At 71.1% G+C, this 14,570-nt stretch carries 11 protein-coding genes and 1 pseudogene; 9 read left to right on the top strand and 3 right to left on the bottom strand.

Annotation, left to right across the window (positions count from 1 at the left end):
• Position 1 precedes the first annotated feature (1 nt).
• The 3 genes from LXM90_RS28620 (at position 2) to LXM90_RS28610 (ending at position 4,437) form a co-directional block, all read left to right on the top strand.
• Entirely contained in the window at positions 2–334 is a 333-nt protein-coding gene (locus tag LXM90_RS28620; protein ID WP_020094928.1) for a hypothetical protein, read from the top strand.
• 28 nt (positions 335–362) lie between these two features.
• Positions 363–1,487 (top strand): YeiH family protein, encoded by a 1,125-nt coding sequence (locus LXM90_RS28615; RefSeq protein WP_234083272.1) that lies wholly within the window; start codon positions 363–365, stop codon positions 1,485–1,487.
• 619 nt (positions 1,488–2,106) lie between these two features.
• Positions 2,107–4,437, top strand: a complete 2,331-nt coding sequence (locus tag LXM90_RS28610; protein WP_234083271.1) for a putative bifunctional diguanylate cyclase/phosphodiesterase — start codon at positions 2,107–2,109, stop codon at positions 4,435–4,437.
• On the opposite strand, the gene LXM90_RS28605 is transcribed toward LXM90_RS28610, so the two are convergent.
• Entirely contained in the window at positions 4,426–5,388 is a 963-nt protein-coding gene (locus LXM90_RS28605) for a crotonase/enoyl-CoA hydratase family protein (RefSeq protein WP_234083270.1), read from the bottom strand. The genes LXM90_RS28610 and LXM90_RS28605 overlap by 12 nt on opposite strands.
• Before the next feature lie 538 nt (positions 5,389–5,926).
• Between LXM90_RS28605 and LXM90_RS28600 the strand changes: the two genes are divergently transcribed.
• The gene (locus LXM90_RS28600) at positions 5,927–7,375 is read left to right on the top strand and encodes a sensor domain-containing diguanylate cyclase (protein ID WP_234083269.1); all 1,449 of its coding nucleotides are present in this window, start codon (positions 5,927–5,929) and stop codon (positions 7,373–7,375) included.
• A 105-nt stretch (positions 7,376–7,480) separates the two neighbouring features.
• Positions 7,481–7,993, top strand: a complete 513-nt coding sequence (locus LXM90_RS28595) for a L,D-transpeptidase family protein (RefSeq protein ID WP_419149876.1) — start codon at positions 7,481–7,483, stop codon at positions 7,991–7,993.
• A 60-nt stretch (positions 7,994–8,053) separates the two neighbouring features.
• Here the strand turns inward: LXM90_RS28595 and LXM90_RS28590 are convergent, their stop codons facing one another.
• The gene (locus LXM90_RS28590) at positions 8,054–9,007 is read right to left on the bottom strand and encodes a LysR family transcriptional regulator (RefSeq protein ID WP_020094934.1); all 954 of its coding nucleotides are present in this window, start codon (positions 9,005–9,007) and stop codon (positions 8,054–8,056) included.
• Positions 9,008–9,102: 95 nt separating this feature from the next.
• On the opposite strand from LXM90_RS28590, the gene LXM90_RS28585 reads away from it, so the two are divergent.
• The 4 genes from LXM90_RS28585 (at position 9,103) to LXM90_RS28570 (ending at position 14,302) form a co-directional block, all read left to right on the top strand.
• On the top strand, positions 9,103–10,284 hold the full coding sequence (locus tag LXM90_RS28585; protein ID WP_020094935.1) for an alanine racemase: 1,182 nt from the start codon (positions 9,103–9,105) through the stop codon (positions 10,282–10,284).
• Positions 10,285–10,525: 241 nt separating this feature from the next.
• Positions 10,526–11,167: an HAD-IA family hydrolase gene (locus LXM90_RS28580; RefSeq protein ID WP_020094936.1), complete on the top strand. Its 642-nt coding sequence runs from the start codon at positions 10,526–10,528 to the stop codon at positions 11,165–11,167.
• 161 nt (positions 11,168–11,328) lie between these two features.
• Complete coding sequence (locus tag LXM90_RS28575) at positions 11,329–12,447, top strand: metallophosphoesterase (RefSeq protein WP_020094937.1); 1,119 nt, start codon at positions 11,329–11,331, stop codon at positions 12,445–12,447.
• A gap of 358 nt (positions 12,448–12,805) precedes the next feature.
• A complete protein-coding gene (locus LXM90_RS28570) occupies positions 12,806–14,302 on the top strand; it encodes a diguanylate cyclase domain-containing protein (protein ID WP_081636521.1) in 1,497 nt (498 codons plus the stop codon).
• 75 nt (positions 14,303–14,377) lie between these two features.
• Here LXM90_RS28570 and LXM90_RS28565 read toward each other — a convergent pair.
• A pseudogene (locus LXM90_RS28565) lies at positions 14,378–14,543 on the bottom strand (IS5/IS1182 family transposase); the annotation flags it as partial.
• Positions 14,544–14,570 lie beyond the last annotated feature (27 nt).

Raw genomic sequence — 14,570 nt, 5'->3', positions numbered from 1 at the left:
CATGTTCAGCACCCGCCCACCCCGCGCGTCGGTCGTCGCGATCGCCGCCGCGCTGGCCGCGACACCCGCGCTGGCCGCGCCCGAGACCTACGCGCTGCCGGAGCCGACGGCGCAGTTCCGGCCGGCCCCGGACGCCGCGCACGCGGCCGGCTTCCAGGCCGCGCAGGAGAACTGCCTGACCTGCCACTCGGCCGACTACGTCGCCATGCAGCCGCCCCGGAAGGGGCAGGCGTTCTGGGACGCCGAGGTCGCCAAGATGATCAAGGTCTACCGGGCGCCGATCACGGAGGAGCAGGCCCGGGCCATCGCCGGCTATCTCGGCGCGGCCTACTGAGCGCCGAGACCGGGCAGGAGGTCGCGCGATGACCGTCAGAACCGCCGTGCCGGACCGGTCCGGGGCCGCGCCGACCGGGTCGCGGGGGGCCTCCGCCTGGGCCGGGGCGGCCGGCACCCTGCTCCCGGGCCTGCTCCTGTGCCTGGGCATCACCGCGGTGGCGCAGGCTCTGCAGGCCGGCGAGGAGCACCTGACCGGCCATCCCTACGTCGAGGCGCTGGTGCTGGCCATCCTGCTGGGGACGGCCGTGCGGACCGCCTGGGTGCCGGGCGCGCGCTTCAAGGCCGGGATCGCCTTCTCGGCCAAGCAGGTGCTGGAAGTGGCCGTCACGCTGCTCGGCGCCGCGGTCAGCCTCGGGGCGATCGTCGCCTCGGGCCCGGCGCTGCTGGCCGGCATCGTCGGGGCGGTGGCGCTGACCATCCTGGCGAGCTGCGCGCTCTGCCGCGCCCTGGGCCTGCCGGTGCGCATGGCGCTGCTGATCGCCTGCGGCAACGCCATCTGCGGCAACTCGGCGATCGCCGCGGTGGCGCCGGTGATCGGGGCGGACAACCGGGACGTGGCGGCGGCCATCGCCTTCACGGCGGTGCTGGGCGTGCTGATGGTGCTGGGCCTGCCGCTGTTCGTGCCGCTCGTCGGCTTCAGCGAGCACCAGTACGGCGTGCTCGCGGGCCTGACCGTCTACGCGGTGCCGCAGGTGCTGGCCGCGACCGTCCCGGTGGGCCCGCTCGCCACGCAGGTGGGCACACTCGTCAAGCTGGTCCGGGTGCTGATGCTCGGGCCGGTGGTGCTGGCGCTCTCGCTCCTCGCCCCGCGCCTGCCGGCGGCGGGAGCGACCGCCGAGCCTGCTGGGGGAAGCGCCCCCGGGAGCGCCCGGCGCCGGCCCGGCTTCTTCAAGCTGGTCCCGTGGTTCATCCTCGGCTTCCTGGCCCTGGCGAGCCTGCGCTCGCTCGGGCTGATCCCGGACGCCTGGGTCGCGCCGATCTCCCGCCTCGCCGGCTTCCTCACCATCGTGTCGATGGCCGCGCTCGGCCTCGGGGTGGACGTGCGCGTGCTGGCCCAGGTCGGCGGCCGGGTCACGGTGGCGGTCACCGCCTCGCTCCTCGTGCTGCTGGCCATCGCCGTCCTGCTCATCCGCGGCCTCGGGATCGGCTGAGCCGGTCGCCGGCGGCGCGCCGCACCCGCCGGCGTCCACGCGCGGGTGGCCCGGACTCCGCGAGCGCAATCGCGCCGGGGAAGCGGCTCACACGCAACGGTGGCGGTCGCGCACGGCGGACAGCGATGTCGCCCGCCCGGGAGCGTGAAAGTCCCCGACGAGACGACATCATCCGGGCACCGATGCGGACGTCGAGCGCGCAACGGGATCAGCGGTGCCACGATGCCGCCGGGGCAGGATCGCGCGATCGCCGCGACGTCTGACGAACAGGCAGACGTCTTCGCGCCGAACGCGGCCGAGCAAGACGACAGCTCCGAATGTGGGGTGTCCGCGGCGCAACGCCCGACGGGATATGAGTGAACCCTCCCCGTCCGTCCCGTCCATACATGCGCCGGACTGCCCGGCGCGGCACCGATATTCGGCTTCGTGAACGACGGAGATCACCGAATATTTGCGCAGAGGAGACAAATATTCGAAGCAGAGATTTGCCTCGCGCGCGCCGTTAACCACGGTTTTCAATATTTCTGAAATTCGAGGCCGCTAATATGCGGATATAACCTGGGATTGAACTGCTAAAATGATCACCCCCTCGACGAGAGCGAAGTAGCGAGACGCCGCGTTGGGACTGTATTCCAAGCTGCGGGCCGCACTCGCTGAAGATGCCCTCCTCGCGCGCGGCGTGAAGCGCTCGCTCGTCGACGGGCTGTATCAGCCCTTCGCGTCGCTCGCGGTCGGCGCCGCGTCCGGGACGATCGTCGCCACGGCCGCGGCGTTCTGGTCCGACGATCGCGCGATCACGGTGACCGCGTTCGCGGTCGGCCTGATCGGCCTCACCCGCATCGTGCTCGCTCGGATCTACCTGACGAAGGGGCCGCAGAAGCACGATCGTTACGAGCTCTGGGAGACCTACTTCTCCCTCGGCGCGTTCGCCTACGCCGCGTCGCTCGGCATCCTGTCGTTCCTCATCACGACGCGGTCGTCCAACCTCGCGCTCCAGGTCATCACCCCCACGTTCACGATCGGTTACGCCGCGGGCATCTCGGGCCGCAATGCGGGCCGCCCCCTGCTGGCCATCGCGCAGGTGCTCCTGTCGGCGATGCCGCTGTCGGCGGGCCTGCTCGTGTCGGGCGACGGCGAGCGGGCCTCGCTCGGCATCCTCTCGCTCCTGTTCGCCTACGGCATGATCGACATCACGCTCAGCACGCGCGAGATCATCGTGTCGGCCCTGGTGACGACGCGCGAGAAGGAGGCGCTCGCCGAGAAATTCCAGGCCCAGGCGAATCTCTTCGACATCGCGTTGCGCAACATGTCGCACGGACTGTGCATGTTCGACGCGCGCGGCCGGCTCCAGGTCTGGAACGACCAGTTCCTCTCGATATCGGGCATTCCCTCGAACCGCATCCACACCAATTCGACGGCCAAATCGCTGTACGCATTGAGCCGCGCCATCATCGATGAGCGGACCGCGGGGCGCGGCGCGACGCTCTCGACATTCTCGGCGGCGTCGAACGCGTTGAGGTCGGGAAACCTGGTCCTGATCCTCCCCGACGATCGCGTGGTCTCCCTGATGCAGCGGCGGACCGCCGAGAAGGGCTACGTGATCATCTTCGAGGACATCACCGAGCGGCGTCGGAGCGAAGCCCGCATCCAGCAGATGGCGCGTTACGACGATCTGACGGGCCTGCTCAATCGCAGCAGCTTCAAGGCCAAGGTCTCCCAGGCGCTGAAAGCCAGCGCCAGCAGCAAGGGCGATTTCGCGGTCCATCTGCTCGATCTCGACCACTTCAAGGTCATCAACGACACGCTGGGGCATCCGGCCGGAGACAGATTGTTGCAGATGGTGGCGGACCGGCTGCGCGGGATCGGGGCGCTGTCCGGATCGGTCGCCCGCCTCGGCGGCGACGAGTTCGTCATCGTCCAGCAATCCGTCACGTCGCCGGCCGTCGCGGAGGATCTCGCGCAGCGCGTCCTGCACGAGCTGGAGCGACCTTTCGATATCGACGGCACTCACGTCACGGTCGGCGCCTCGATCGGCATCGCGATCGCCCCGTTCCATGCCAACGACGAGGACAGGCTGCTGAAATGCGCCGATATCGCCCTCTACGCCATCAAGGGGGCCGGCAGGAGCGGGTTCAAGATCTTCCAGCACGAGATGGAAGCGGCCACGCGCGCGCGGCACGCCCTCGAGTCCGATCTCCGGGCCGCCCTGACCAACGGCGAACTGGAGCTGCACTATCAGCCGATCGTCGACGCGAGCACCGGGGCGATCGTGAGCTGCGAGGCCCTGCTTCGGTGGCAGCACCCCGTCTCCGGCTACATCCCGCCGTCGGACTTCATCCCGGTGGCCGAGGACACGGGGCTCATCGTCCAGCTGGGCGACTGGGTTCTGAACGAAGCGTGCCGCGAGGCCCGGAACTGGCCGTCGACCGTGAGCGTCGCGGTCAACATGTCGCCGCGTCAGTTCGGTGATCCGCAGCTGGCCTTCCACGTCATCGGCGCGCTGAACCGCTCCGGCCTCCCGGCGCATCGCCTGGAGCTCGAGATCACGGAGAGCGTGACGCTGGGCGCGACGCACAAGATCGTCGAGACCATCCACACGCTCCGCCAGCTCGGGATCCGCCTGTCGATCGACGATTTCGGAACCGGTTACTCGTCCCTGAGCTCCCTGAGAAACTTCGCCTTCGACAAGCTGAAGATCGACCGGTCGTTCGTGTGGGACCTGGACAGGAAGGCCGAGTCGACCGCGATCATCCGGGCGATCGTCGGGATGGGTAGGAGCATCGGGATGGCCATCGTCGTCGAGGGCGTCGAGACGGAGACGCAGCTCTCCATCCTCCGGGCCGAGGGCTGCGATCTGATCCAGGGCTACGTGTTCAGTCGTCCGGTCGCCGCATCCCAGATCCGGGCCATGCTCGCGGCCGCGGAGCCCGTGACGAAGCTAGCGAGCTGACGCCGCCAGTCCCCGCGCGGTCACCGTGCGGGCCTGAGCGGCCTGGGCTTTTCCCCTGAGCCTGTCCTGCGCCAGGACGAGCCGCTCCATGATGCTCAGATCCCTGTCCGTGAGATTCATCGCGGCGGCCGCCCAGACCGAGACGATCTTTCTCAGTTCCTCCAACGATATGCGATTGACCTCCCGGGCGGCTCGATAGATCGCCTGCTGCCCGTTGCGGCGCCGGTGGTTGCCGGCGATGTACGCGCGCACGGCCGCTTCGCCCTGGCCACGCTCGGCGAGGACGTGAACGATTCCCAGTTCGTGCATCTCCTCCGCGGTGTAGGTTCTCCCATCGAGGATCATCTCCTGAGCCCTGATGGTCCCCAGACGCCGGGCGAGGAAGCTGTAGGCCCCCATACCGGGGAAGAGCCCGAAGAGGATCTCCGGGAAGCCGAACTTGGTGCCCTTCTCGGCGATGATCACGTCGAACGAGAGCAGGCCCTCGAACCCCCCGCCCAGCGCGTCGCCCTGAACGAGGCCGATCGTGATGATCGGCAGGTTCAGCGCGTTCATGTTGCGATGAAGAACATCGACGCACGCGTTGCCGTAACCGACCAGCGCGGCCTCGTCGCCCGCGCGGATCTTGCTCGCGAACAGGCTCAGATCACCGCCGAGACTGAACACGCCGGGAAATCGTGAACCGAAGACAAAGTAGTTCAGGTCGAGGCTGCCGTTGCCGAAACCGCGCTCGATGCCATCCTGCAGGCGGCTGAAGTCGGCCAGCATCTCGGGATTCTGGCACGGGCGGCCCTGCGGGCGCATGAAGGCCCACAGGGTGCTGGTGTCGGTTTCGAGATTGACTTCGATCTGAGCGAGTTCGGAAAGGCCGTGGTCGGGAGACGAGACGGTCGGCGCGATCCGCTTCTCGCTCGGCCGCCGCGCGGCCGTCGGACGCCGTCGCAGCGGCACAGGACCAGGGTATGGCACCAAGTCTTTGGCGAGACCTGTAATAGACGCCATCGTATTCGGATCCGTTAAGTGATCCTTAACCGTATCTCAGCCGGCGTTGCGGAGCTAGGCAGCCGGAGCGGCCCTCCTCAGATAATTAAGCTTTGGTTAATGCCGGCCTTTTAGCCACCTTTGCTTGCGAGGCGGGCCTCTCCGGACGAGAGGCCCGCCGACGCCCCGGCGGCTGCCCTGACCCTCGACCTCCACGGCCTCGACGGCGCCGGCTCGGTCCGGCGGGATCGCGGACGGCAGGCGTGAAGCGGCACGCCCGCCGCTTCCGCGCGAGACCGGGTCCGCCGCGGGGACGCGCGGTCAACCGCGCGACGGACGCCTCAGCGGCACCCCGTAACGGCTCCGATCTCCGATCATGCGAGTCGGCGCAATGCTCGCTGCGCCGATCGCCGATCATGACGATTGCTGTCTCCATCCCCAGCAGTTGTATTATAGACGAGTAGCATACCAATAGTTGCACAATATTATCTGTTCGTTATAAATTTTCATGTCTATCGAGACCATGATCCGAGAGCGATCCGACGACGAGAGCGACGAGAAGCCGGCACTCTATCTATGGTTGACGACAGCGTTTCTCTATTTCTGCACCGCAGCTTCGACACTGAGCCTGGCCAGTAGCGGACACGACATCGCTGCCCTATGGCCGGCCAATGCCATTCTGGTCGCCCTGCTGCTCTCCCATGACAGGGTCCGATCGGGCACGGTGCTGAGCGCCGGACTGGCCGCGAACATCGCGGCCAATGTCCTGACGCGGGGGACTTTGATCGGCCCCTTCCTGTACAGTCTCGCCAACCTCGCCGAGGTGATGTTGGCCGTCCGTCTCCTGCGAAGGACCTACGAGCAGGACGCCCTGCTGCAATCCACGAGATCCGCCCTGCGGTTCCTCGCGATCGCGGGATTGCTGGCACCGGCCGCGAGCGGCGTCCTGGGAGGCTTGACGGCGCATCTCGTCTTCGGCCAGCCCCTGTTGCGCTCGTTCGGCACCTGGGTCGCGAGCGACGGCCTGGGACTCATCGTCATCACGCCCTTCCTGCTCTCGCTGTTCCGAGGCGATTACGCGCGTGCGCTCGCGGAGCGGAGCTGGCGGGACCGGCTCGAAGCGGCCGCCTTGCTCGTCCTCGCAGGTTCGGTCGCGTACGCGACCTTCTTCTGCACCAGCCGCCCCTTGCTGTTCCTGATCTTCCCGCCCCTCATCCTGATCGCTTTCCGGCTGGGCCGCCTGGGTGTCACCGCGGCCGTGATGGTCGTGGCCGTCATCGGAGGCGTCGCCACGATGTACGGTCGCGGGCCGATGGTCCTGATCGCGGCCGACGCCGTCACGCAGGCGCAGGCGTTCCAGGTGTTTCTGGCCTTCATCCTGCTGACCTGCCTGCCCGTCGCGGCGGAGGTCTCCGCGCGGGCGCGGCTCACGGCCGAGCTGGCCGCGCACGATCGGGAGATGACGAGGAGCGCCTTCACCGATTCCCTGACAGGACTGCTCAACCGGGCAGGTTTCGAGCATCAGATCGAGACCATCCTGCCCGTCAGGGCGCTGCCGCCCGTCAGCCTGATCGCGATCGACGTGGATCATTTCAAGCAGATCAACGACCGCTGGGGGCATCCGGCGGGCGATCGCGCGCTCGAGACTCTCGGATCGCTGCTCGCGTCGCAGATCCGCCCGGGGGATCTGGTCGCGCGCCTCGGCGGCGACGAGTTCGTGATCCTTCTCCGCGAGAGCGATCTCGCGCGCGCCCGGGCGGTGTGCGAGCGGATCCGCGCGAGCGCACGCGCCGCGGCATTCTCGACCAGTGCCGGGTCCGAGGCGCCGGTCAGCCTGAGCATGGGCTTGGCCGTCGCGCGCGTGGGCGAGGGCTACGAAGCGCTGGCTCAGCGGGCCGACAGCGCTCTGTACGAGGCGAAGCACGCCGGCCGCGACGCCCTGCGATGGGCCGCCTGACTCCGGGATCGACCCTGACCGGCGGCGATCCGGGCCCGGTCGTTTGGCCGTGAAACGCCTGCCCCGTAGGATCGGCCGATCAGATGCCGCCACCTCGTCGGACCGATCCTCTGCGTCGCGCCGCTCGCCCTCCTCTTCGGGACGGCCGACGGTCCCGCGGGCTCCGCGGCCCCCGGCCTGGTGCCGCAGGCCGAGCGCGCGGATCTCGTCCGCGTGGAGAAGGCGCAGCGGCGCCTGACGCTGCTGCGCGGCGGACGCGTGCTGGCGGTCTACCGCGTCTCGCTGGGCTTCGCGCCGGTCGGCCCGAAGGCGATGGAGGGCGACGGCAGAACACCCGAGAGCCGCTACCGCATCGCGGGCAAGAACCCGGACAGCATCGCCCACCTCGCGCTGCGGATCTCCTATCCGGACGCCGCCGACCGCGCCGCGGCGTCCGCGGCCGGCGTGCCGCCCGGTGGGGACATCATGATCCACGGTCTGAGGAACGGGTTCTCCTGGGTCGGTCGCCTGCATCGTCTGATCGACTGGACGGATGGCTGCGTGGGCGTGACCAACGCCGAGGCCCGCGCGATCTACGCGCGGGTCGAGGTCGGCACGCCGATCGAGATCCGGAGCTGAGCGGGATCGGGCGTCGTCGGGCGGAGCGTTCGGGGCCGGACGGCGCGCGGCCGGGGCGCCTCAAGGCCCCGCATCCCCGGCGGCCGCGCCAGGACCCGCGGGCGGGCGCCACGGGAGCGGATCGAACGAGCGCCGGAGCGCCTCGAGGAACCGCTCCGTCCGGGCCGCGCGCGACCGCCGTTCCGAGCCGAGCAGGGCGACGACCGGCGCCGACGGCAGGGCGTAGCCTTCGAGCAGGCGCGCCAGCCGCCCCGCGCGCAGGTCGTCGGCGACATCCCATTCCGAGCGCACGATCACGCCGAGGCCCGCGAGGGCCCAGCCCCGCACCACGTCGCCGTCGTTGCTGACCAAGGCCGCATCCACCCTGACGCGGACCTCGGCGCCCTCCGCCGCGCGGAAGCGCCAGAGCGTCACGTCCTCGTCGTTCTCGCGCAGCGCGATGCAGGTGTGATCCCGCAGGTCGGCCGGCACGCGCGGGGCCGGATGCCGGGCCAGGTAGGCGGGCGCCGCGCAGAGGATCCGGTCGTTCGGCGCGAGGGCGCGCACGGTCAGGCTCGGGGTCGCCTCCCTGATCTCACCGACGTGGATCGCGAGGTCCCAGGTCTCGGACGGGATGCGGCCCAGGCGATCCGAGAGCAGCAGGTCGATCCGCACGCCCGGATGCCGCAGCCGGAACGCCGTCACGACCGGGGCCACGTAGCGGCGCCCGAAGCCGAGCGGGGCGACGACGCGCAGATGTCCGGTCACCGCGCCGACGCGCTCGGCCAGGGCGTCGGCGAGATCGTCGAAGGCGCCGAGGAGGTCGCGACCGCGCTCGGCCAGAAGCTCCCCCTCGTCGGTCAGCGTGAGGCCGCGGCCGGACCGGTCCACCAGATGGACCCGCAGCCGCTTCTCCAGGCTGCGCAGCCGCTGCGTCACGGCGGGGGGCGACACGTTCAGACTGCGCGCCGCGGCGGCCAGGGACGGGCTGGCCGCGACCGCGACGAAGAAGCGGAGATCGTCGGTGTCGAGCATTAAGGCCGACCTTAATCCAGAATGCCGAACAGATTAATGGCGTCTCGCGGTCCGGCATGATCTGTCACCCGGCAGCGAGACAGAGAGGCGTGGACATGCCGGAGACCGGAGTCGGGACGCAGGTGCCGTCAGCGGAGGCCGACGGGGCGTCGGGTCCTCTTCAGACACCGTGCCTTCTCCTGGACGAGGCGCGGCTGCGCGCGAACCTCGCGGGGCTGCGGGCGCACCTGGACCGGCTGGGCGTCGCCTTCCGGCCGCACCTGAAGACGGCGAAGTCGATCGACGTCGCCCGCCTGGCGATGACCGGTCCGGCCGGCCCGGCGATCGTCTCGACCCTGCGCGAGGCCGAGTACTTCGCCGAGGGCGGGGTCCGGGACATGATCTACGGCGTCGGCATCGCCCCGCAGAAGCTCGACCGCGTCGGAGCGGTCCGGCGCCGCTGGGGTGCGGACCTCGCCGTGGTGCTCGACTCGATCGAGCAGGCGGACGCGGTCGCCGCCTGGGCCGCGCGGACCGGCGACCGTCTACCGGTCCTGATCGAGGTCGACGCCGACGGGCATCGCTCCGGCGTGAAGCCGGCCGACGCGGCGCTGCTGGTGGCGATCGGGCGCGCGCTCGGCGCGGGGGCGGACCTGCGCGGCGTGCTGCTCCACGCCGGCGACAGCTACGGCCTCAGCGATCCCGAGGATCTCGCCGCGGCCGCGGAGGGCGAGCGCGCGGCGGCGGTGACGGCGGCCACCCTCCTGCGCGCGGCGGGCCTGCCGTGCCCGGTGGTAAGCGTCGGCTCGACCCCGACCGCGCGCTACGCCCGGAACCTCGACGGGATCACCGAGGTCCGTGCCGGCGTGTTCATGTTCGGCGACCTGTTCCAGGCCGGGGTCGGCTCCGTCGCGGTCGACGACATCGCGGTGAGCGTGCTCGCCACCGTGATCGGGCACCGCCGCGACAAGGGCTGGATCATCACCGATGCCGGCTGGATGGCGCTGTCGCGCGACCGGGGCACGGCCCGGCAGGCGGTCGATCAGGGCTACGGCGTGGTCTGCGACCGCGCCGGCCGCCCCTACCCGGACCTGATCGTCGCCGACGCCAACCAGGAGCACGGCATCCTCGCCCTGCGCCCGGGCTCCCGCGCCGCCCTCCCCGACCTGGCCCTCGGCGATCGTGTGCGCGTCCTGCCGAACCACGCCTGCGCGACGGGCGCCCAGTACGACCGCTACCACGTCCTCGACGCCGACGGGCGGGTCGCCGCCGTCTGGCCGCGCATCAATGGCTGGTAGGCGGCGCCGACCGTGACGTCGCGGATCGGGCGCCTCGCGAGCGCCCGGCGGCGCCGGACGCGGCGGGAGCCCGCCTGGACACCGCGAGGCGCGTGACCGCCGCCCTCCTCGGGGCGGCGCATGCCGCCCGCGCGCACTGACGCGCGCACTGACGCGCGCTCCGGGCCCGGTCGGCGCGGCCCGAGGCCCCCGGCACCGACGCCGCCCGATGCGGCGCCCGATACGGAAGGAGAAGCCCATCATGACAGCCCACCGGTTCGACGCCGTCCTGTTCGACCTCCTGACGGCCCTGCTCGACAGCTGGTCCCTGTGGGACTCGGTCGCCGGCAGCACGGAGGCCGGCCGCCGGTGGCGGGCCGAGTACCTGCGGATCACCTACCGGACGGGGGCGTACCAGCCCTACGAGGATCTCGTGGCGGAGGCCGCCGCGGCGGTGGGCCTGCCGCGCCGCCTCGCGGCGGACCTCGAGGATCGCTACGGCGAGCTCCGGCCCTGGCCCGGCGTGACGGAGACCCTGCAGGCGCTCGCGGCGCGCTCCGTGCGGCTCGGCGTCGTGACCAACTGCTCCGAACGTCTGGGTCGCATCGCCGCCGGCTGCCTGGGGGTCGAACTCGACGCGGTCGTCACGGCGGAGCGCGCCGGGTTCTACAAGCCCGATCCGCGTCCCTACCGGCTGGGACTGCAGGCCCTCGGGGTCGAGCCGGCGCGCTGCCTGTTCGTCGCGGGCTCGGCCTTCGACCTCGTGGGCACGGCGCAGGTGGGGCTGGCGACGTACTGGCACGACCGCGTGGGCATGGCGGCCCCGGACGGCGCGTCGCCCCCGCTGGCGCACGAGACCACCCTCGATCCGCTGCGCGCCTGGTTCGATCCGGGCGCGCGCTGACGCTGACCTTCTCCGGGCGCGGCGGGGGGAAGGCGGGGCGGGCGACGGGCCGGCAGAGGGCACCTCCCGACCCGCGCGAGGCGACCGCATGTGCCGCCGCGCACCGGGCGGCCCGGCGCGAGCTTTGCCTTTCGGCCGTCGCCCGGTCCATGTAGCCGCCCATGATCCGCCTCATCCCCAGCCTGCCCGCGGCCTACGTCATCGCGCGGGTGGTGTGGCCCCTGCCGGTGCCGCTCGCGCTCAGGCTCGGCCTCGCCGGGCTCCTCCTGGTCGCCTCCCAGTACCACCTGTGGAGCCGCCTCTCCTCCGGGTCGGTCTTCGCGCCCGAATTCCCGCGCCCGATCGTGATCCTGTTCAACTGGGCGTTCGGTGCGATCGCGCTGGCGGCGGTGATGCAGCTCGGCCTCGATGCCGTCGCGCTGATCTCGCTGGCTCTGCCCGGGGGCGGCTGGGCGATCCCGACCGCCTGGCGCATCGCGGTGGCCTCGACGGCCGCCGGCCTCTCGGCCGTCGCCGTGTGGCAGGCCGTGCGCGTGCCGCCCCTGAAAGACGTCCCGGTCGCGATCGCGGACCTGCCCCCCGGCCTCGACGGCTACACGATCCTGCACCTGACCGACCTGCATATCAGCCGCCTGTTCCCGGCCGCCTGGGCGCGGGCCGTCGTCGCGCGGGCCGACGCCCTCCAGGCCGACCTGATCGTCGTGACCGGCGACTTCATCGACGGTTCGCTGGAGGCCCGGCGAGACGACGTCGCGCCGCTGCGGGCCCTGCGCGCGCGCGACGGTGTCTGGGCCGTGCCCGGCAACCACGAGTACTTCTTCGACCACGATTCCTGGATGCGCCATCTCGCGGGCCTGGGGATCCGCGTCCTCGCCAACACCCACACGATCCTGAGGCGCGGGGGCGGCGCGCTGGTGCTGGCCGGCGTCACCGACCGCTCCGCGCCCGCCACGGGGCATCCGGGGCCCGACCTCGACGCGGCCCTGGCGGGCGCACCGCCGGGCGCGCCGATCGTTCTGCTGGATCACCAGCCGGCCAACGCCGCGCGGGCCGCGGCGCGCGGCGTGGCGCTCCAGCTCTCCGGCCACACCCACGGCGGCATGATCCGCGGCCTGGACCGGCTGGTGGCGCGCGGCAATTCCGGGTTCGTCTCGGGGGCGTACCGGGTCGGGGCCATGCGGCTCTACGTCAGCAACGGCACCGGGCTCTGGCCCGGCTTCGCCCTCCGGCTCGGGCGTCCGTCGGAGCTGACGCGGATCACCCTGCGGGCAGCCACCTGACGCGCGCGCGCCGCCGCGCGGCTTCTCGCACGGGTCAGCGATCCAGGCCCGGGAGGCCCCAGCGCCGGCCGAAGCCCGCATCGCCGGACACTCGGCTGTTTCCCCCGGGAGGGGCCATGTTCGTCGGAACGGCTACCCCGGGTCGCTGCCGGATCGCCCCCGCTCGGAAGCTGCCGGCCGGCTCGCGGGAGAAGAGCGGTGAGAGCGGCCCCTGCGCGCGTGCCGGACAGCGCCAGTCCCAGGACGAAGCCGGGCCTCGACGAAAGGTCAGGCCATCGCACCCTCGATTAAACCTTCTCGTCGTATCCCCCGGATACCATCTTGGCTCCGGCGAGGTCGAACAGTGCTGCAGGGGACCATATCGAATACCCAGCGCGAGGCACTCCGCCAGCAGGCGCTGGCCGAGATCGCCCTCCTCGACACGCCGCCGGAGCGCGAGTTCGATGCACTCGCCAAGCTCGCGCAGCGCATGCTCGGCACCGGCATGTCCTCGATCACCCTGATCGACCCGGAGCGCCAGTGGTTCAAGGCGCGTTGCGGTCCCTTGGCGGCCGAGACGCCGCGTGCCCAGGCGTTCTGCCCCGTCGTGTTCGAGACGGAGGCTCCGCTGATCGTGGCGGATGCCAGCCTCGACCCTCGCTTCGTGGCCAGCCCCTTCGTCACGAACGCCCCGTACATCCGCTACTACGCGGGCGTGCCGGTCCGCGTCCGGCAAGCCGACGGCGACAAGATCACGATCGGCACGCTCTGCGTCCTCGACGAACAGCCCCGCGAGCCGACGACGACAGACCTGGAGGTGCTCGAAGAGCTGGCCTGCATCGCGGAGGCCCTGATCGAGGCGCGCGCCGTGGCCCTGCGCGCAGCCGAGGCTGCCGAAGAGCGCCGGATGGCCGTCGAGGGCCTGGAGCGTGAGCGCCGCCAGTTCAAGCAGGCGGAGCGCATGGCCGAGATGGGCTCGTACCGCTACGATATCGAGACGCGGTCGACCTCCTGGTCGGACGGCGTCTTCGTCATTCACGAGCTGCCCGTCAGCGGCGGTGTGCCGATTGGCGCGATCATGAACTTCTTTCCCGAGCCCGATCGCGCCCTCTTCCGCGCGGCCGTCAGGCGCGTGCTGGACACGGGCGAGCCGTTCGAGATGGACGCCGATTTCGTGACCGCCAAGGGCAATGCCCGGCGCGTGCGGTGCTCCTGCGAGATCGAATTGGTCAAGGGTAAGCCCGTCGCCCTCATCGGCCTGATCCAGGACATCACCGAACGGCACAGCTTGGAGCAGCGTCTTCGCCATCAGGCGCGCACCGATGACCTGACGCAACTCGCCAACCGAGCCGAATTCCACCGCGCGCTCGACGCGCGGCTGCGCGAGGCGCGCGCTTCCGACGACGATGTGGCTGTCCTCCTGATCGACCTCGACGGCTTCAAGGGCGTGAACGATCGCCTCGGGCACGCGGCCGGCGACGAGGTTCTGCGTTGCGTAGCCGAGCGGTTGCGCGCGCCCTGCTACGCCGGTTGCTTCCCGGCACGGTTGGGGGGCGACGAGTTCGCGATCCTGGTGCCTGCCGGCTGCGATGGCGCGGGCGTGCAGGCGATGGTGCGGCGCCTCCTGCACGACCTCGAGATGGTCGTGAAAGGGCAGGGTCAGATCGCGCGGGTGACGGGAACGATCGGCCTCGCGCGGTCACGAGAGGCCGGACAGGACCGCGACGTGCTGCTGCGCCACGCCGACGCGGCCCTCTACGCCGCGAAGCGTAAGCAGAAGGGGACGGCTGAAACCTACTCGGCCGCGACGGATCCGACTGCCACGCCGGTTCGCGGCGCGTCCGCTCTCGAGTTGGCTCCTCACCGACGCCTCTGACGCGGAGTCGGCCACACGACCCTCTGGCCCGGGTCCGGCGGACGAGGGCGCGGACGGGATGGGCGAAGGCGCGCGGAGATCGTCGCGCCGCCCGGAGCGGATGGCGAGGCGGCGGAAGCGCGCCGACCACGCCGGCGTGCGCGACGATCCAGCGGTGGCGTCCGAGATCCTCGCTGCCCTCGCCGCCGCGCCGTGCGATGCGCGGCGTGATGCTGCGGGATCGGCACGGGTGCCGGGAGCGACCCGGCCGCGACGAGGAGCGTGGCTC

The sequence above is a fragment of the Methylobacterium oryzae genome, assembly GCF_021398735.1.
In the GTDB taxonomy this organism is placed as follows: Bacteria; Pseudomonadota; Alphaproteobacteria; order Rhizobiales; family Beijerinckiaceae; genus Methylobacterium.
This window is presented reverse-complemented; position numbering and strand designations above follow the sequence as displayed.

Excerpts from the sequence above, each read along its gene's own strand:
- LXM90_RS28620 (WP_020094928.1), top strand. The coding sequence starts at position 2 with ATGTTCAGCACCCGCCCACCCCGCGCGTCGGTCGTCGCGATCGCCGCC.
- LXM90_RS28580 (WP_020094936.1), top strand. The coding sequence starts at position 10,526 with ATGACAGCCCACCGGTTCGACGCCGTCCTGTTCGACCTCCTGACGGCC.
- LXM90_RS28585 (WP_020094935.1), top strand. The coding sequence starts at position 9,103 with ATGCCGGAGACCGGAGTCGGGACGCAGGTGCCGTCAGCGGAGGCCGAC.
- LXM90_RS28575 (WP_020094937.1), top strand. The coding sequence starts at position 11,329 with ATGATCCGCCTCATCCCCAGCCTGCCCGCGGCCTACGTCATCGCGCGG.
- LXM90_RS28615 (WP_234083272.1), top strand. The coding sequence starts at position 363 with ATGACCGTCAGAACCGCCGTGCCGGACCGGTCCGGGGCCGCGCCGACC.
- LXM90_RS28590 (WP_020094934.1), bottom strand. The coding sequence starts at position 9,007 with ATGCTCGACACCGACGATCTCCGCTTCTTCGTCGCGGTCGCGGCCAGC.
- LXM90_RS28600 (WP_234083269.1), top strand. The coding sequence starts at position 5,927 with ATGTCTATCGAGACCATGATCCGAGAGCGATCCGACGACGAGAGCGAC.